This window comes from Halococcus dombrowskii (genome assembly GCF_022870485.1).
GTDB classification, from domain to species: Archaea; Halobacteriota; Halobacteria; order Halobacteriales; family Halococcaceae; genus Halococcus; species Halococcus morrhuae.
Genome location: NZ_CP095005.1, coordinates 1,854,478 through 1,872,488 on the forward strand (window position 1 = coordinate 1,854,478; position 18,011 = coordinate 1,872,488).

14 protein-coding genes are annotated in these 18,011 nt (G+C 66.1%); 3 read left to right on the forward strand and 11 right to left on the reverse strand.

Annotated elements, in window-relative coordinates; all coding sequences use genetic code 11:
• Positions 1-23 precede the first annotated feature (23 nt).
• The 4 genes from MUK72_RS09630 to MUK72_RS09645 form a co-directional block, all read right to left on the reverse strand.
• Positions 24-167 carry a hypothetical protein gene (locus MUK72_RS09630; RefSeq protein WP_049916054.1) on the reverse strand — a complete coding sequence of 48 codons (144 nt, stop codon included), beginning with the start codon at positions 165-167 and terminating at the stop codon, positions 24-26.
• Positions 168-208: 41 nt separating this feature from the next.
• Entirely contained in the window at positions 209-1,006 is a 798-nt protein-coding gene (locus MUK72_RS09635; RefSeq protein ID WP_244699491.1) for a CAP domain-containing protein, read from the reverse strand.
• A 145-nt stretch (positions 1,007-1,151) separates the two neighbouring features.
• On the reverse strand, positions 1,152-1,661 hold the full coding sequence (locus tag MUK72_RS09640; RefSeq protein ID WP_244699493.1) for an NUDIX domain-containing protein: 510 nt from the start codon (positions 1,659-1,661) through the stop codon (positions 1,152-1,154).
• A gap of 105 nt (positions 1,662-1,766) precedes the next feature.
• Positions 1,767-3,554 (reverse strand): S9 family peptidase, encoded by a 1,788-nt coding sequence (locus tag MUK72_RS09645; protein ID WP_244699495.1) that lies wholly within the window; start codon positions 3,552-3,554, stop codon positions 1,767-1,769.
• A 139-nt stretch (positions 3,555-3,693) separates the two neighbouring features.
• Between MUK72_RS09645 and MUK72_RS09650 the strand changes: the two genes are divergently transcribed.
• Positions 3,694-4,803 carry an AAA family ATPase gene (locus MUK72_RS09650; RefSeq protein ID WP_244699497.1) on the forward strand — a complete coding sequence of 370 codons (1,110 nt, stop codon included), beginning with the start codon at positions 3,694-3,696 and terminating at the stop codon, positions 4,801-4,803.
• Here MUK72_RS09650 and folP read toward each other — a convergent pair.
• From folP to MUK72_RS09675, 5 genes are all read right to left on the reverse strand, one after another.
• The gene (gene folP, locus MUK72_RS09655) at positions 4,800-7,247 is read right to left on the reverse strand and encodes a dihydropteroate synthase (protein WP_244699499.1); all 2,448 of its coding nucleotides are present in this window, start codon (positions 7,245-7,247) and stop codon (positions 4,800-4,802) included. The two genes, MUK72_RS09650 and folP, sit on opposite strands and share 4 nt — an antisense overlap.
• Positions 7,248-7,377: 130 nt before the next feature.
• Positions 7,378-8,226, reverse strand: coding sequence for a sugar phosphate isomerase/epimerase family protein (locus MUK72_RS09660; RefSeq protein WP_244699501.1), 849 nt, complete (start codon positions 8,224-8,226; stop codon positions 7,378-7,380).
• Positions 8,227-8,268: 42 nt separating this feature from the next.
• On the reverse strand, positions 8,269-9,210 hold the full coding sequence (locus tag MUK72_RS09665; RefSeq protein ID WP_244699503.1) for a UbiA family prenyltransferase: 942 nt from the start codon (positions 9,208-9,210) through the stop codon (positions 8,269-8,271).
• Complete coding sequence (locus tag MUK72_RS09670; RefSeq protein ID WP_244699505.1) at positions 9,197-10,027, reverse strand: sugar phosphate isomerase/epimerase family protein; 831 nt, start codon at positions 10,025-10,027, stop codon at positions 9,197-9,199. The genes MUK72_RS09665 and MUK72_RS09670 overlap by 14 nt, the downstream gene beginning before the upstream one ends.
• Positions 10,024-10,824, reverse strand: coding sequence for a TatD family hydrolase (locus tag MUK72_RS09675; protein ID WP_244699507.1), 801 nt, complete (start codon positions 10,822-10,824; stop codon positions 10,024-10,026). Before MUK72_RS09675 ends, MUK72_RS09670 begins: the two co-directional genes overlap by 4 nt.
• Positions 10,825-11,271: 447 nt before the next feature.
• On the opposite strand from MUK72_RS09675, the gene MUK72_RS09680 reads away from it, so the two are divergent.
• Both MUK72_RS09680 and MUK72_RS09685 read left to right on the forward strand, forming a co-directional pair.
• Complete coding sequence (locus MUK72_RS09680) at positions 11,272-12,498, forward strand: inositol-3-phosphate synthase (RefSeq protein WP_244699509.1); 1,227 nt, start codon at positions 11,272-11,274, stop codon at positions 12,496-12,498.
• Positions 12,491-13,843, forward strand: a complete 1,353-nt coding sequence (locus MUK72_RS09685) for an alkaline phosphatase family protein (protein WP_244699511.1) — start codon at positions 12,491-12,493, stop codon at positions 13,841-13,843. The genes MUK72_RS09680 and MUK72_RS09685 overlap by 8 nt, the downstream gene beginning before the upstream one ends.
• A 5-nt stretch (positions 13,844-13,848) precedes the next feature.
• On the opposite strand, the gene MUK72_RS09690 is transcribed toward MUK72_RS09685, so the two are convergent.
• Positions 13,849-15,969 (reverse strand): PQQ-dependent sugar dehydrogenase, encoded by a 2,121-nt coding sequence (locus MUK72_RS09690; RefSeq protein WP_244699513.1) that lies wholly within the window; start codon positions 15,967-15,969, stop codon positions 13,849-13,851.
• Complete coding sequence (locus tag MUK72_RS09695; protein ID WP_244699515.1) at positions 15,966-18,002, reverse strand: PQQ-dependent sugar dehydrogenase; 2,037 nt, start codon at positions 18,000-18,002, stop codon at positions 15,966-15,968. Before MUK72_RS09695 ends, MUK72_RS09690 begins: the two co-directional genes overlap by 4 nt.
• Between the last annotated feature and the right edge of the window lie 9 nt (positions 18,003-18,011).

Below are 18,011 nucleotides of genomic sequence, written 5' to 3' on the forward strand. Positions count from 1 at the left end.
GCGGCCGGATCAGTAGATCTCCATCAGTTGTCGTCGTCACCGACGAATCGGAGTGCCACGCCCGCGATGATGACGCCGACACCGGCAACGGCGCTCAGAATGGGTGGTACTGGCAGGAAGAGCAAGGCGACACCGGCGAGGATCAACCACGTCGAACGAGCGACCATACCGGAAGTCCACGCGCGGCCCACATACCGTTTTTGCTTGCTCAACAGAAGTTCTGGGTCGCGTAGACGCGCGTCCGGCCGTCGATCTGCTCGATGTGAACTCCGATGGCCTCGTTCTCCCAGTAGGGTTTGAGCAGGTTCTTCCGGTGGCTCGTCGAGTTCATCCAGCCGTTGACGATGCCGCGGGCGAGCTCCTCCTGGGAATCGTACTGCACCGTGCGATTGTCCATCGAGACCGGTGCGTCGTAGTAGGTGTAGAGGATGTTCTCGCCGCCGGTCGCGTACCGAAGGGTGCCCGTCTTGACGCGACACTGGTAGTCGAAGCGCTGGTAGCGATCGGCGAGCGTCTCGCCGTCGGGGCCCACGTGCGAGAAGTAGCTCCGATTGGCCATGTCGGTGCTGTGATAGCGCGCGACCGGCCGGAGATCGGTGTCGAACGACAGGTTCGACTTGCCGCGCTCGGCGCGCTCCTCGTTGACGTTTCGATGAACGAGATATTCGAGTTCGGTGCCGTTGAGCTCGCTCGTCTCCGATGCCGAGACCGTCGACGCGTTCGTGCCCGCACCGGCCGTTCCACCCGACCCATCGGCTTCATCGTCGACGATGCTACCGATACCGCCGACGCCGCTGGCGCTGTCGTTGTCGGCAGCACCGAGTGCACCGATGTCGCCCACGTCGGCTGGCACACCGAGATCGCCGAGCAGATCGCCGACGCCGCCGTCGACCGGGAGACCGCCAAACGCGATGCTGGCGGCGAAGACGACGACGGCGACCACGAACGCGAGCCGGACGAGGAGCGACAGCAGCCACCCGAGCGTCCGGAACAACCACCGGAACATCACTCGCGGGTTGGCCCTCGGCGAGTATGTATCTGTCTCCCTGCTCATACTGTCGGACGGAAGTACGTGAAGTTCAGATTGCGAAAATCTACTGCAACGAGTGACATTTCACCTTACGATTTCCGATCAGCTCCGTCCGACAGTATCAGATGGCCAGCACGCCGGCGTCGAGACGATCGGTCGGCCGGCTGCTGCGCCAGCGAACGGGGCTCTCGCCACATTCGACGCGCTCGTCGGGACCCGATGAGCCGACGAACCGCACGACGAGACAGTACACCTGCGGGCGCTCGCGGTCGGTCTCGTCACCGATGCCGACGATGGTGATGCGCTCGACGGCATCGATCGAACAGTCGATACCGGTCGCTTCGCGGACGTTTCGCTTCGCGCCCGATTCGAGCGATTCGCCGGGTTCGACGGGCCCGCGCGGACAGGCCCACTCGTCGTGACCGTCGCGGATCAAGAGGACCTCGTCGGCGTCGTTGGTCACGTGAACGCCCGCGACTGCTCGCTCGATCCCGTCGGCGTCAGCCGCTCGCTCGTAGCGCGCCGAGGGGACGGTCCAGCCGAGTTGGTGGACCGGCGCGGAGCCATAGACCTCCTCCAGCCGGTCGAGCTGGTCCGTCACCCACTGTTCGGACCGTTCGGCCTCGTTCATATCACCACACGACGTCGACTCACAATAAAAACGGAGGTTCGTTCACCGCCCTGTGAACACGTTTCACGCCGTTTTCCGCGATTTCATTCGTGCCCTGTGGACCCGTCAGACGTGCTCGGCGAGGAAGTCGGCGATCGCGGTGTAGGCTTCGATGCGGTTGTCGCGCTTGACGATGCCGTGACCTTCGTCGTCGAAGATCAGTGTTTCGACGGGAACGCGCTCGCCGACGCGCGCGGCGACCTGCTCGGCCTCGCCGACGGGCACCCGTGGGTCGTTCTCGCCGTGCAGGACGAACAGCGGCGCGTCGATGCGATCGATGCTGTTGAGCGGACTGATCGATTCGAGGAGTTCGCGGTCATCCTCCAGCGAGCCGTATTCGGCCTCGCGCAGCGCACGCCGCCAGGAGCCGGTGTTCTCCAGGAAGGTCGTGAAATCCGCGATGCCGACGATATCCACGCCGGCCGCCCACAGATCGGGATACTCGGTGAGCGACGCGAGCGTCATGAACCCACCGTACGAACCGCCCATCACCGCGATGCGCTCGGGATCGACGGCCGGCTGCTCGTGGAGCCAGGCGACGCCGCGCTCGATGTCCGCGACCGAATCCATCCGCTTGTCCCGGTCGTCGAGATGCGTGTAAGCCTTCCCGTAGCCTGTCGAGCCGCGCACGTTCGGCTCGAAGACCGCGTAGCCCGCCGAGAGCAGGTACTGCGTGACGGGGCTGAACGAGGGCCGGCGCTGGCTCTCGGGACCTCCATGAATGTCGACGACGACCGGCGTTGCGCCCTCCTCGGCGTCCGCCGGCAGCGAGAAGAAGGCTGGAATCTCACGGCCGTCGAAACTCTCGTACCGGACGAGTTCCGGCGTACGGAACGATTCGCGAGCGAGACCCGCAGTCGAAGCGTTCGTCCAGCGCTCGCTCTCGCCCGTCTCGACGTCGACGACGTGGACGTTCGTGTTCTCGCGGCGACCGGTGACAGTGACGGCGAAGCGCCCGGCGTCGGCGTCGAAGGCGATGCCGCCGGCGACGCCCTCCGGGAGATCGGGCGCTGGGAACTCCTCGATCCCGCCGTCGGTGAGTCGGCCAACGGTGAGCTCGGTGTAACCATCGACGTTGCGTGCGTACGCCAGTCGGCCGGTGTCCTCGTCGAGCGTGACTCCCTCGACGTTCCAGCCGTCGCCGTCGGCCACGATTTCGAGATCGGCGGTGGCGAGATCGAGTTTGGCGAGCGAGAGCGTGTCGGACTCGCGGTCAGTTACGAGATAGAGCGCGTCGCCGCTCGGATTCCAGGCCGGATCGAGAAATCGCACGTCACCGTCGTGTGGTGTGACGTGTTCGATCTCCTGAGTGTCGAGATCGAGCACGTGAAGATCCTGGTCGAAGCTCGACTGCGATTCGCTCACGAGCAGTCGGTCGTCGCTCGGCGAGAACCCCGCAACCGTGAGCCAGCCGTCGCCCTCGTGGACGCGCGTGGCGTCGTCACCGGTCTCGGTGCGTCCCTGCGTGTAGACGTCGAAAACGGATTTGTCGCGTCGGTTGGCGGCGAAGGCGAAACGTTCGCCGTCGTGACTCCAGCCGCCCCAGCGATGTTTGGCGTCGGGCTCGTCGGTGAGCGCCTGGATCTCGCCGTCCGGAGCGAGTCGGAAGAGCTGTGCGCGCTCGTTGCCGCCCTCGTCCATGCCGAAGATCAGCTCCTCACGCTCGGGCGAGAACGCGGCGGCAGTAACGCGCTCGTCGAAGAAGGTGCGCTGGTCCGGCCATCGACCGGGTTCGGAGAGCGACCAGACCTGTGGCGTGCCCGTCGCGTCGAACAGGAAGGCGAGATCGCCGGCGGGCGAAAAGCTCGCGCCGTAGGCGCTACGGACGTTGAGATACCGTTCGATCGATCGCATGCCGTTCGGTTCCGCAGTCGGGCGCAAATCCCTTCGGGTCACGGCGGTGCACACCTGTTCTCACGGAAAACTCGTCAGCAGAGTACCAGTAAACGAACGGAGAAGACAGATAAGGCAACGGTCCCTATCGACGGCGACCGTGATCGAACCGGGACCGAAATCGGATTCGGGGTTGCTCGACCGCGAGGAGCTCTCGAACGTCGAGAAGTGGTTAGCGCCGGCCGTCGGCGTCGTGGTCGTGCTCGTCCTGCTGGCGGGCGTGGGCTTTCTCGTCACCGACTATCTCGGCGGCACTCCGAGCGGCCCGGACGACGCTGACCGCGCTGGCGTCGCCGCCCCGGGGAACAACACGACGACCGCGGCGACCACCACGAACGCCACGGCGACGACCGCCCAGCCGACCGCGACGACCGTTGAAACATCGACAACGACAGCCACACCAACCGACACACAAACAGCCACTGACACACCGACGGCAACCGACACGCCAACGGACACGCCGACACCGACCGATACGGAAACCCCGACGCCGACCGAAACCGAGACGGAAACACCCACTGAAACGACGACTGCGACGCCGACGGCAACCGACACGCCAACGCCGGAGCCGACGACCACGACGGCCACCCCGACCGAAACGTCGGCCTCGACGCCAACGGAGACCCCGACTACGACCGCAACGTCGACGCCACCCGATGCGCCGCCACCGCCGGAATCGGCTGCCCAGAGTGCGACGGAGACGACCTCCCAAACGACGACCGACGAACCGACGACCGAAGCCGAAACCCAAACCGCGACGAGTTCTGCGACGACCACGACCTCAACAGCGACGGCCACGGACGCGCCGACAGCGGAGGCGACCGAAACGCCGACGCCGACCGACACGCCACCGCCGGAGACGGATACCCAACGCGCGAGCGAACCCACCGAATCATCGACCGAAACCCCGACCGACGAACCAACCACCGAGTCGCCGACCGAAACCCCTTCTCCGACGGAAACGTCGACCGCGACGCCGACTTCGACGCCAACCGCAACTCAAACTCCGACAGCTACCGCGGCCGAGACATCAACGCCAACTCCGACTGACTCGTCAGCGACGGCTGCGACTACCGAGACGACGAGTCAGACAGCAGAACCGACGAGTCAGACGGCGGAGCCAACAGCGGAACGCACGACGACAGCAACGCAAACGGCGACGGCGACCGCAACCACGACCGCGACGCGTAGTTCCGCAACGGCAGCCTAATGATGTGAGCCATCGAATTCGTTCGGTGCGTTCGCTGCCTTGCTGACGCCGACGGCGGCGACGCTCTCGGCGACGTCGTGGACGCGGACGATGTCCGCACCGCGCTCGGCGGCCAGCGCGCTCGCGGCCACCGTCGCCGACAGGCGTTCGCCCGCCTCGCTGCCGACGAGATCGAACATCGACTTGTGCGAGTGGCCGAACAGGATCGGGCAGTCGAGCGCGCGGAACTCGGCTAGACGGTCGAGGATCGCGAAGTTCTCCCGCTTGCTTTTGCCGAAGCCGATGCCAGGATCGACGATGATCTGCTCGCGATCGAGACCCGCCTTCTCGGCGAGCAGCACGCGCTCGCGCAGTTCACGGATCGTGTCCCCGACCACGTCGTCGTATTCGGGGGTCGAATCGGGATCGACGGGCGCGTCGATGCTGTGCATCACGACGAGCGGGCAGTCGTAGTCGGCGGCGACGAACCGCATCTCCGGATCATCGAGCCCCGTGACGTCGTTGATGATGTCCGCGCCGGCATCGAGCGCCGCGCGCGCGACCGCCGCCTTTCGGGTGTCGATCGAGACCAGGGCGTCGAGTTCGGCGATGCGCTCGATGACGGGTACCACGCGCTCGCACTCCTCCTCGTCCGAGACGGGTTCCGCACCGGGGCGGGTGCTCTCGCCACCCACGTCGATGATGTCGACGCCTTCGTCGACCATCGCCTCTGCCTGCTGGACTGCCGCCTCCGTGGTATCGAACTCGCCGCCGTCGTGGAAGCTGTCGGGCGTCACGTTCAGAATGCCCATCACCGCCGTCCCTTCTTCCCAGGGGTAGCCGTGCTTTTCCGAACTGACACCGATCGAGAGTGCCTCACGGATGTCGTCGGCAAGCGGTGCCAACCCGTAGGGCTGGCCGGCGAGTTTCTCGGTGAGACGTTTGAACTGCGCGAGCGTGGCGAGCATGAGCACGTCGAGCGACTCCTCGTCCTGATCGTTGAGCCCCGAGATGGAACACTCGCCGCCGAGCGAGAGCAGTTCTTCCTTGAGATACTGTGCCTGTCGCGGGCGCACGCGGGTCTTCAGCGCTCGATGGACGGCCTTGCCGCGCATCCGATAGGCCCCCGCGTCGGTCACGTGGGTACCCTTGATCGCGCGCCGGGCGTCGTCGAGCCCGTCGATCTCCTTGGGGACGTCGAGGCGACTCCAACGCGTCCGTGCCTCGCGGACGACATAAAGTGAACCGCAGACGAGCACGCAGTCGTTCGGCTCGGCGGCCTCCAGGGCGGTCTGGAGCGCGTCGGTGACGTCGCTGCTGGTCTCGACGTGACTGTCGTCGAACACCTCCGCGAGAACCGCGTTGTCCTCGGCGCGCGGGACATCCGGGCGGCAGGCGACGACGTGCTCGGGTGTCGGCAGCGCGTCGACCATTCCCCGGTGGTCCTTGTCCGCGAGCGCGCCGAACACGAGATGAAGGTTCTCGAAGTCGAACTCGTCGAGCGTGTCGGCGAGGCGCTCACACGCGCCGGGATTGTGTGCGCCGTCGAGCACGACCAGCGGATCACGTTCGAGAACTTCGAACCGACCGGGCCAGTAGGCCGCGCGCAGGCCGCGCGCGAGCGTTTCCTCGTCACACTCGACATCGAACTCGTCGGTGACCTGTCGGGCGAGCGCCGCCGCGATGCCAGCGTTCTCGGCCTGGTGAGCTCCAAGCAGGGAGAGTTGGGTCTCGACGGTCCAGTCCGCACCAGAGAGACGGATAGCGTTCTCGATGCCCGTTCGGCCCTCGTGCGTTACCGAGACGTCGCCGTCCGTACCGACCGTCACGGCGTCGCCGGCGCTCTCATCGATCGCCGCGCGCGCGTCGCCGGTTGCGGCGGTCACGATATCGTTTTCGCGGGGCGCGACGGTGGCCATGTCGCGGCCGATCTCTCCAACCGTGTCGCCGAGCATGTCGGTGTGTTCGAGCGTGACGCTGGTGATCGCACTCGCTACCGGATCGACGACGCTGGTCGCGTCGTAGCGCCCGCCGAGACCGACTTCGAGTACGGCGACGTCGACCGACTGGCGGCGGAACTCCCAGAGTGCCATCCCAGTGAGCACCTCGAAGAACGTGGGTGCATCGCCGTCGGCGGCCCGCTCCAGGACATAAGGGCGGATCGTTGCGACGTACTCGGCGAGCGCGCTCTCGGTGATCATGCGGCCGTCGACACGGACGCGCTCGCGGACGGAATCGAGATGCGGCGAGGTGTAGAGACCGACGTCGAGCCCCGCTTCCCGGAGCACCGATGCGACCATCCTGGCCGTGCTCCCCTTGCCATTGGAACCGGCGATCTGGACGAACGCGATCCCCTCGTGTGGATCGTCGAGAACGGAGAGCAGGTCGTCGGTGGCGTCCAGGCCCGGGCGGGGCGGATACCGACGCAGGTCGAAGAGGAAGTTTGCCGCCTCGTGGAACTCCATATCTGACACCGGTGGGGCCGTGGTTTGAGCGTATCGGACGTTCCCGTTCACCGCTCGCACGACGGCTGGAACCGATATGGAAAACAGTGTTCACTACGACAGGCTGTTTTCCGTCGCAACGTGACGAGGCTCAGCAGTACGACGACAGCGCCTCGTGGGCCTCGCTGGCGGCTCTGTCCGGTTCGTCGGGATAGGTGTAGAGTTCGAGCGTGGCGAATCCCTCGTAGCCGATCCCGTCGAGCGCGTCGAAGATCGCCCGGAAATCGAGGTCGCCCTCGCCGGGGATGCGATGGTAGTGTTTGCCGCGCACGCCGCCAACGATATCCTCCAGATGGACGCCCGTGATGTGGCCCGCACACCGCCGGATCGTCTCCGCAGGGTCTTCCCCGTAGACGGCCGCGTGGCCGACGTCGAGGTTGACACCGAGCGTGTCGTGGTCGACGTCCTCGATCAGTTCCAGGACCTCTTCTGTGCACTCGACGAGCAGTTCGGGTTCGTATTCGATCCCCACCTCGACGTCGTGCTCGGCGGCGTATTCACAGATCGTCCCGAGCGAGTCGAGCAGGTACTCGTAAGCCTGCTCCGGTGGATTGCCGGGCAGCGGGCGACCGGTGGCCAGACAGACCGCCGGCGCGCCGACCTCGGCGGCGAGATCGATGGCTCGCTTCGTGTAGTCGATGCGCCACTCCCTCTCCTCGTTGTCGGCGGTGACGACGCTCGGGTCGAAAAAGGACGACGGCGGTGCATCGTCGTAGTAGCCCGTCGCAGTGTTCGCGTTGATGTTCGAAACGGCCAGCCCGGTGCTGTCGAGCGTGTTCGACAGCTCTTCTCGATCGTCCTCGCCGAAATCGGGGAAGTAGGCGTGCGGTTCATCGCCCAGAATCTCGACGCCGGCGTAGCCGTGGTCGGCGATGCGTTCGACCGCGTCCGGCAGCGCGTGGCGCGTGTAGGCGTTCGTCGAAAATGCCAGTTCGACCATGACGAAGGCAGGGCCGGCCTCCCGAAACACCTTCCGACGACGTTACGAGACGTCGAACAGACGGGAGAGGCCGACCGCGGGAACGAGAAAGACGAGGACGGCGAGTGCCCACTCGACACCCGCGAGCGCCGCGAACGCCGCATCGAGCACCACGAGCGCGAGGATGCAGGTCCCGACCGCCGGGCCGACGGTATCCGGACGAGGAGTCGCGTACGCCGGCCCGAGCGCGCGCCCAGTCCAGACCAGGAAGCCACCGATGAGTCCGACCGCGAACGCGGTCCGGACGAGCGACGGCCCGGTCGTCACGACCGCCGCGAGCACGCCGAGAACGGCCAGCAACACGCCGGCGGCCGCCGCCGCGACCGCACCGCGCTCGGTCGTCGTCGCCTCGTTGTCGGCCATGTACGTCACGGCAGCGATATACAGCGTGATAACGACCGGAATCGCGAGCGCCCACGCGGGGAGCGCGGCTGTCGCTGCCGTCGTCCCCGCCGCCGTCCCGAGCAGTACGTCGAGCCCGCGCGCGCTACCCATCGCGAGAAATCCGGCGGGACTTCCTTTGAGAACACCGTCGTAGAGCGCGATGACGGTCGCAAGCGCCGCCGCGAACAGGCCGGCCCGTGGTCCGGCGGCTACGAGCGCGACGAGAACACCACCGATCAGCAGCGCCGCGCCGAGCGCGCCCGCCGTCCGCCGTGGAATCCTGCCCGATGGGATCGGTCGTTCCGGGCGCTCGCGCGCATCGATCGCCGCGTCGAAGTAGTCGTTCAGCGTCGTACCACCGGCGTACAGCAGCATCGACGCGACCGCGAGCCCGGCGAGTGCAGGTATCGAAACCGTCGTTCCTGTGGCGGCGACGAGCGCGCCACCGAGCAGGACGTCCGGTGGGGCGCTGAAGAGGTTCGGAACGCGCACCAGCGCCGCATAGGCCGCGAGTTTCCCGCGCGAGTCGGCCTCGCGGGCGGCTCCCTCAGACCCACCCACCGTCTTCGAGGTAGGCCATCGCCTCGCGGGCGGTCTCGGCCGCCGTCTCCTCGTACGGGTAGAGCTCGACCGTCACGAACCCGTCGTACTCTCGCGAATCGAGCGCACTGAGGAACTCGCCGATCGGTAGCGCGCCGTCGCCGAGCTGAGTGTGTTCGTGGCGGCGATTCTCGGGGATGTCCTCAAGATGAACGTGATCGACGTACTCTGCGAGCCGGTCGAACGCTTCGATTGGATCCTCGCCGACGCTGAACAGGTGGCCAGCGTCGAAGTTGCAGCGAATCCGGGGATGGTCGATACGCTCGGCGAACTCCAGGAACTCCTCCGAGGTCTCGATGAGGAGGTCCGGTTCGGGTTCGACGTGCAAATCCACCCTCGCCTCCTCGGCGGCCGGGAGGACTGCTTCGAGGCTTTCGACAAATGTCTCGACCGCCCACTCGCGGGATTTTTCCTCCGGGATGGGGCCACCGGGTTCGATCGAGATGTAGTCGTGGTCGAGTGCGGCCGCCGTTCGGAGGGCGGCTTTCGTGTAATCGATGCGCTTCTGGCGGTAGTCCGTGTCCGGTTCGATGTAGGAGGGATGGTGGAACCCCTCGATGGCCGTCAGCATGAACGCGTTGCAGTTGCCGATGGCGAGATCGTTCGTGTCGAGGGCTTGCCTGATCTCCTCGATATCGTCCTCGCTCGCGTCGGGCGGGTAGAGATGGGGCTCGTCGAACAGCAGTTCGATGCCGTCGTAGCCCGCGTCGGCGATGATTTCGATCGCCTCGCCTGCGTCATACTCGCGAAAGGCGTTCGCGGAGAAGCCGAACTTCATCGCTCGTAGGTGAAGTTCGGCGACTGGTCGAAGAACTCGTAGGGGTTGTCGAAGACGACCTTCTTCACGTCCTCGCGATCCCAGCCACGATCGAGCATCTTGTCGCGCGCCTTGGGGACCGCGAGCGGGTCAGAGGGGTCCCAGTCGGCGGCGCTGTTGAACAGCATCTTGTCGGTGCCGTACTCTTCGAGGAGGTCGATGGCCGCCTCGTCCTCGATCTTGCCGGGGTAGAGCGTGAACCCGACCCAGCAGTCCGTGGTGAGGGAGGTCTCGATCGTCTCTGCGGTGTTGTGGTCGATGACGATGCGCTCCTGGGTGACGCCCTCGTCTTCGATGATGTCGACGATGCGCTCGGTACCTTCGGGTTTGTCCGTGTGAGGTGTATGGATGATGACGGGGAGCTCGCGCTCCTCGGCCATCCGCAACTGGGTTCGGAAGGCCCACTCCTCGTCGTCGGTACCCTGATCGAACCCGATCTCGCCGAGGCCGACGACGTTCTCGCGGTCGAGATACTCCGGCAGGCGATCGAGGACCTCCTCGGCCATCTCGCGGTAGTTCGACTCCTTCGGTTCGAGGCCGATCGTTACATAGTGATCCATCCCGCCGGCGCGCTCGGCGCGCGCGGTCTCGAAGTCGATGATCTGCTCGAAGTAGTCGAAAAACGAGCCCGCGTGCCGTTTGTCCGTACCGCTCCAGAACGCGGGTTCGATGCAGCACTCGATGCCGGCCCGACGCGCCCGTGCGTAGTCGTCGGCCGAGCGCGAGACCATGTGCATGTGCGGATCGATGATCTCCATGTCCGCGAGTGGGTGCCGGACGCACTACTATGTACTGATCGTACATTCTCGGGTCGTGATCCGACCCCCGATTGCGACGGTTGGCGCGCGCTCGCGCTCGTGTGCGAGCGAAGCGAGCACCGAGCGCGAACACTGCGCGAGGGATGAGCGAACGAGCGTAGCGAGTGAGCGAATCGGCTGGGGAGGTATGTGGGCTGTTGCGGTTCTCATTTGAGTCAGGATTCGTCGCATCGGTATCGGCTGATACAAGAATTTGATCGACTATCCTTCAAATCCATCCGTCCAACGATCGGACAGTTCGGTGCCGACATCACAAAGTAGGTGTGTCTCGGAATCGTGGTTTGAGAGGATGCAGCGACGGACTTCCGAGCCGATCGGAAAACAGGGGATCGAATCGCAATCGAGTCAGAATGAACGATCGAGCGCCACGACGGTCGGGTGGTCGCGATGAGCGCGAGCATCGGCGTCTGGCTCGTCGGCGCACGCGGGAACGTCGCCACGACGGCGATGATCGGTGCACGCGCCATCGCCCACGGCGCGACCGACACGACGGGGATGGTCACCGAGCGCGCGCCGTGTGCGAACCTCGATCTCCCGGAGGTCGACTCGCTCGTTTTCGGCGGTCACGACGTCCAGGACGGCAGCGTCGTCGAGACCGCCGAGCGCCTCGCGGAGCGCAACGGCATTCCCGATCGCGCGACGCTCGACGCCGTTCGTGACGATCTCGCCGTGATCGACGAGCGCATCGAGACCGGCACGGCACGCAACTGCGGGCAGGCGGTCGAGGAACTCGCCGACGGGGGCACCGACGAATCGCTCTCGCTACGGGCGATCGTCGGGGACATCCAAGACGACTACGAGAGGTTCCGCGAAGACAACGATCTGGACAGGGTCGTCGTGATCAACGTCGCCTCCTCCGAACCGTTGCCGGCCGACCCCGAGAAGTACGACTCGATCGAGGCCATCGAGCGCGCGCTCGACGAGGACGAACCGCTGCCGGCGAGCTCGCTGTACGCCTACGCCGCGCTTGCCGGCGGCCATCCGTTCGTGAATTTCACGCCGAACGCCGCGAACGCGCTCGGTGGATTGCGCGAGCTGGCCGACCGCGAGGGCGTCCCGCACATGGGCAAGGACGGCAAGACGGGCGAGACGCTGATGAAATCCACGCTCGCGCCGATGTTCGCCGGGCGAAACCTCCGCGTGCGCTCGTGGGAGGGTCACAACATCCTCGGAAACAAGGACGGCGAGGTGCTCGAAGACGACGCGAACAAAGCTGGAAAGTTGGCGAGTAAGGGTGGCGTGCTCGATGGCATCCTCGACGAGGACCTCCACAACCGGGTCCGAATCGACTACACGCCCGCGCTCGGCGACTGGAAGACCGCGTGGGACGACATCCGTTTCCGTGGCTTTCTCGACACCGACATGAAACTCCAGTTCACCTGGGAGGGCTCCGATTCGGCGCTCGCCGCGCCGCTCGTGCTCGATCTCGCGCGCTTGCTCGCGTTCGCCGACGAACAGGGCGAGAGCGGCCTCCAACCGCAGCTCGCCTCCTTCTTCAAAGCGCCGCTCGGCGTCGACGAACACGGCCTCTCGAAACAGTTCGGGATGCTCGAAGAGTACGTCGAAGTGCACGTTGCACAGCCGACTGCGGCCGGCATGGAGGACGATGACTGACGGTGACGCGGGACGGGCGATCGTCCTCGACGTGATCGGGCTCGAACGCGAGCACGTCGAGTCCGGGCTCGCGCCGAACATCGCCGACCTCGTGGCCGACGGCGCGCGTGCGGATCTCCAGTCGCCGTTTCCGGCCGTGACGCTGCCCGTCCAGAGCACACTCGCCACGGGTCAATCGCCAGAGAATCACGGCGACGTGGCCAACGGCGAATATGATCGGGAGGACGACACGGCGGCGCTCTGGGAGCGCGACACCGAGAGCCGGGATCGCCTCTGGGAGAGCGCAAGTGAGGCGGGGCTCACCACCGGGGTGCTCTGTTTCCAGCATCTCGTCGGGACGACGGCGGACGTCGCGCTCACGCCCTCGCCGATCGAGGACGAGGAGAACAACATCCTGGAGATGAACTGCTGGACCAACCCCGACGGCTTTTACGACGAGCTCGAAGCCGAGTACGGTCACTTCCCGCTGCACACCTACTGGGGTCCCGGCGCGAACGAGGAATCGACAGCCTGGATCCTCGACGCCGCTCGGGAGGCCATCGACCGCCACGATCCCGACCTGCTCTGGATCTACATCCCGTATCTCGATTATGCAGGTCTGGCCCACGGCGCGAGCAGCGACGAACTCCGCGAGGCGATCGGCGTCGCCGACGAGCTCGTCGGAGACTTCCTCGACTTCCTGCGCGCTGACGAGCGCTGGGGTGAAACAGCAGTGAACGTCGTCAGCGAGTACGGGTTCCACGACGTCGACACACCCGTGTTCCCGAACCGCGCGCTGCGCGAAGCGGGATTGCTCTCGGTCCAGGACGACGGCGAGGGTGGCAAGGAGATCGACCTGCCGAACTCGCGGGCGTTCGCGCTGGTCGACCACCAAGTTGCGCACGTCTACGCCGACGAGGACGTCGTCGACGAGGCACGTGAGGCGCTCACCGGGCTCGATGGCGTCGAACGCGTGCTCGGCGAGGACGGGAAGGAGGAGTACGGTGTCGCCCATCCGAACGCCGGCGACCTCGTCTGCGTCGCCGAGCGATCGGGCTGGTTCCAGTATTACTGGTGGTTCGACGACGCGAACGCGCCGTACTACGCCCGCGACATGGACATCCACGCGAAACCCGGCTTCGATCCCGTCGAACTGTTCTTCGGCGACGAGGGGCTCGTCTCGCTCGATGCCTCGAAGGTCGGCGGCTCGCACGGCCGCGCCGACGTCGACGGGTTCTACGGGCTGGGTGGTCCCGCCGCTCCCGACTCGGTGCCCGACGACGTGGACGCACGGACGGTCGCGCCAACGCTGACCGACCTGCTCGATATCGAAGTCGAAACGGCGTTCGAGCGCGACGCGCTGTAAAAATTCTACTCTTCGCGTCCGGACAGCAACCGGGCCGCACCGATCGTCAACCCGGACAGCGCCGCCAGGACGCCGAACCCGGGGCCGGAGTCGCTGCTCGTCCCCGCCGACACGCCGCCTTCGCCGCCCGCCTGCGTCCCCTCGGTCGCCGTCCGTGGGCTCGTCCCGTCAGTCGACGATGTCGTGGCGTCTGTCCGGCCGACCCCGGTCGTCCCGGCGGCCGTCGTGTTCGTGGTGGCCGTCGCATTCAGGGTTGTCGCCGAGCCGTTCGGGGCGGTCGCGTTGCCGGTCGCGGTCGCTCCCTGGGACTGGGGTGGCACGATACGATGGACCGCGCCGGTCGCCTCGCTGCCCGGATTCGCAGTCGTCAACACGTAGAGTCGGTCGTCGTTGTCGCGGCCCATCGCGAGGATGTAGCCGCCGACGAACCCGCTGTCGGTGTTCTCGACCGAGAGCTCCGCGATGTCCCAGAGACCGTCGTCCTCGGCAGGCGTGGCTGCCAGCAGCGATCCCGTCGGCGTCTCGGTCTCCTTCGATTTGCGGAAGTCGCCGAAGACGTAGTCGCCCTGGAGCTCGGGGATCGCGTCGCGCTGGTAGAGATAGCCCCCCATGGCTGCCGAACCGACACCCTGCCCGTCGGCGCTGTGTGGATACTCGATCACGGGATCGATGAGCTGTTCGCCGCCGCGCACGTCCGACGGGAGCTTGCTCGGGCAGTTCTCGGGCGGGTTGCGACTGCCCTCGGGACCGGGTTTGAAACAATGAGTCCCCTCACGGACGTTCCACCCGTAGTTCTTGTTCTTCTCGACGATATCGATCTCCTCGAACCCGTTCTGGCCGACGTCGGAGGTGAACAGCTTCCCGTCGGAAAAGCCCATCCGCCACGGGTTACGGAACCCCCACGCGAACTGCTCGTTCAGTCCGTCCCTCCCCACGAGCGGGTTGTCGTCGGGAATTCCGTAGGCCTTGTCGCCCTCCTGACTGTCGACGTCGATGCGCAGGATCGAACCGAGCAGGTTCTCGGTGACGTCCTGGCCGTTGCCACCCTCGTTGCGGTCGTACCAGTCGCTGACGTGACCCAGATCGGTGTCGTGTGCGCCGCCGCCGTCGCCCATCGCCACGTAGAGATAGCCGTCGTCGGGCCCGAAGACGATCGCGCCGGCGTTGTGCGTGTCGTACGGCGAGGGGATTTCGAGGATCGTCCGTTCCGAGTCGACGTTTCCCGTCGAGCCGTCCTCGCTCGCCTCGAACTCGGAGAGCACCTCGGTGTGCGAGAACTCGTCGGGCGTCCCCTCCCGCGAGGGGGCGCTATATCGCAGGTAGAACTTCCGGTTGTCCGCGAAGTTCGGATGAAACGCCATCCCGAGCAGCCCCATCTCGCCAGTGATCTCGGTCAGTTTGTCGCTCACGTCGATGAACGGCTCCTCGTTCAGGCTTCCCGACTCGTGGACGTAGACCTGTCCGATGCGATCGGCAATGAAGTAGCGACCGCTCTCGCCCGGCGGGACGCCGAAATCGAGCGGTGCGGTGAGTGTCCCCTCCGTCACCGTCTCGATGCGCACCGTCGGACCGTCACCGAAATACGATGACGAGCCCCCGCTCTCGGTCGTGGTCCGGGTTGCGGTCTCCTCGCCGAAGGCGATCGAGCCGTGCATCGAGCTTCGGTGTGGCTCACAGATGTACTCGGTCATCTCCTCGCGCGCGGTGAATGCGATTGTCTGGGTCGCACCCTGCTCGTTCATCACTTCGGTGCGCTTGAGCACCTCACCCTTCCCGTCGAGCAGCGCGATGTTGTGGCCCTGGCCATCGATGTTCTTCCAGGTGATGCGGTAGTCGACGCCGGCGTCGAGCTGGAGCGTCGGATTGCTCTCGTCGGCGATCGGTTCGGGCTTGCGACCCTTCCAGCCGCCGATCTCGCCGCCGAGGCGGATCTGCGTCGGCTGGGACTGTGCACCCGCGATCCCCCCTGCACCGACGAGCGCGCCGGCCGCCGCGCTCGCGCGGAGGAATCGTCTGCGGGTCGTTGCGTGTCGGCCTGTCGCGGCGTTCGTTCTCATTGATGTCTCGTTGTCGTCGGTCGGACCGTCGCGGTGCTGGGATGGGGTCGAACGGCCACGGCGGCTCATCGATCGTCACCACCCAGCAGGCGTGCGACGCCGAGCGCGATCGCGGCGAGCCCGGCGAGAATGCCGAATCCCGGCCCGTCGCCGCTCACGATACCGCCGCTCTCGCCCGTCCGTGCCGTGTCCGACTCGTTCGTCGTCTCGGTCGGCGTTGCCGTCGCCGTTGCGGTCGGTGTCGGCGTCGGTTCGGGAGTCGCCGTCGCGGTCGCCGGTCGAGCTGGCGTCTCGGTCGTCGCGGTCGAGCGTTCCTCGGCCTCCGGTGGCCGAAGACGATGGACGGCACCCGTCTCACCCTCGACGCCGAGGTTGTCGGTCGTCAGCGCGTAGAGCTCGCCGTCGTTGTCGCGGGCGACACAGAGGAGATAGGCACCGAGCTCGCCGTTCTCGCCGTTGCCGATCGAGATCTCCTCGACCGACCACGAGTCGCCCTCGACTGGCGTGGCGGCGAACAGCGATCCGCGTGGCGTGCCGTCCTTGCTGTAATCGCCGAACACGTACTTGTTTCGAAGACCGGGAATGGTCGCGTTCTGGTAGATGTAGCCGCCGATGACGGCGACGCCGACGCCGTTCGTCTCGTAGGTGTGCGGATACTCGATCACGGGATCGATAAGCGGCTCCCCGCCGCGGACGTTCGACGGCGTCTTCGTGGGACAGTTGGCGCGATACGGGTCCGATCCCTGCGTGGCGACGAAACAGTGACCGCCCTCGCGGACGTTCCAGCCGTAGTTGCCACCCTTGCGGACGACGTTGACCTCCTCGTAGCGGCGCTGGCCGACGTCGGCGGCCATCAACCGGCCGTCGGAGAAGCCGATGCGCCACGGGTTGCGAAAGCCCCAGGCGTAGTGTTCGTCCAGACCCTCTTTGCCGACGAGCGGGTTGTCGCCGGGGATGCCGTAGGCCTTGTCGCCGTCGCGGCCATCGACGTCGATGCGCAGGATCGATCCCATGAGGTTCTGAGTGACGTCCTGGCCGTTGCCGCCGAGGTTCGCACCGTACCAGTCGTCGGGCTGTTTCGACGATTTGAGTGCGCCGCCGCCGTTGCCGATGCCGATATACAGGTAGTCGTCGGGCCCGAAGACGATCGCGCCGCCGTTGTGCGTGTAGTACGGCGAGGGGATTTCGAGCACCGTCCGCTGGGAGTCCGCCACCACCCCGGTCACGTCTTCGTTGGCCTCGAACTCGGCGATGACCTGCGTATGCGTGTAGTTCCCGGGCGTTCCGGGGCGTGATTTGGCGCTGAAGTGGACGTAGAACTTCCGATTGTCCGCGAAGTTCGGATGAAACGCCAGCCCGAGCAGCCCGCGCTCGTCGATCGTCTTGATCTCGGGGAGGTTGTCGAAATCGATGAGCTGATCGCGCACGTCGAGGAAGACGTCGCCGCCGCTGCCGTCGGCTCCGTACCGACGGATGACGCCGATCTGATCGACGATGAAGAACGCGTCGCGCTCGCCGGGTGGGGCTTCGAGCCCGAGCGGGGCGGTGATGCCGCCGTCGATGACGGTATCGGTCCTGACCGTCGGGCCCGTCGGGAAGAACCCCTCCGGCTCGCTCGATTCGGCCGTCGTCGTCTCGGTCGTGCCGCTCTCGCTCGACAGCGTGATGTCGCCGCGCATCGAGTTGAGGTGGGCCTGACAGACGTACTCGTCCATCGCCTCGGTCGCCGTGAACTCCAGTGTCTGCGTCTTCCCCTCGTCGGACATGTACTGGGTGCGCTCGATGACGGCGTCGTCGGCATCGAGCAGGGCGACGTTGTGCTGTGCGCCGTCGACGTTCTTCCACGTCAGTCGGTAGGTCGTCCCGATGTCGAGTTCGAGCGTTGGGTTGGTCGTCCCCTGAATTCCAGAGGGCTTGCGACCGACCCAGCCGGTCGTCTCGCCGCCGAGACGGATCGTCTCGGGCTGGGACTGGGCGCGTGCACCCGTGATGCTTCCGGCGCCGGCGAGACCGGTCACGCCGGCAGCGGTGGCAGCGAGAAAGCGCCGGCGGGAGGGCCGACCGGACGGAATGGAGGTCTCTCCGTTGGTTCCCTTCGTCATGATCACTCC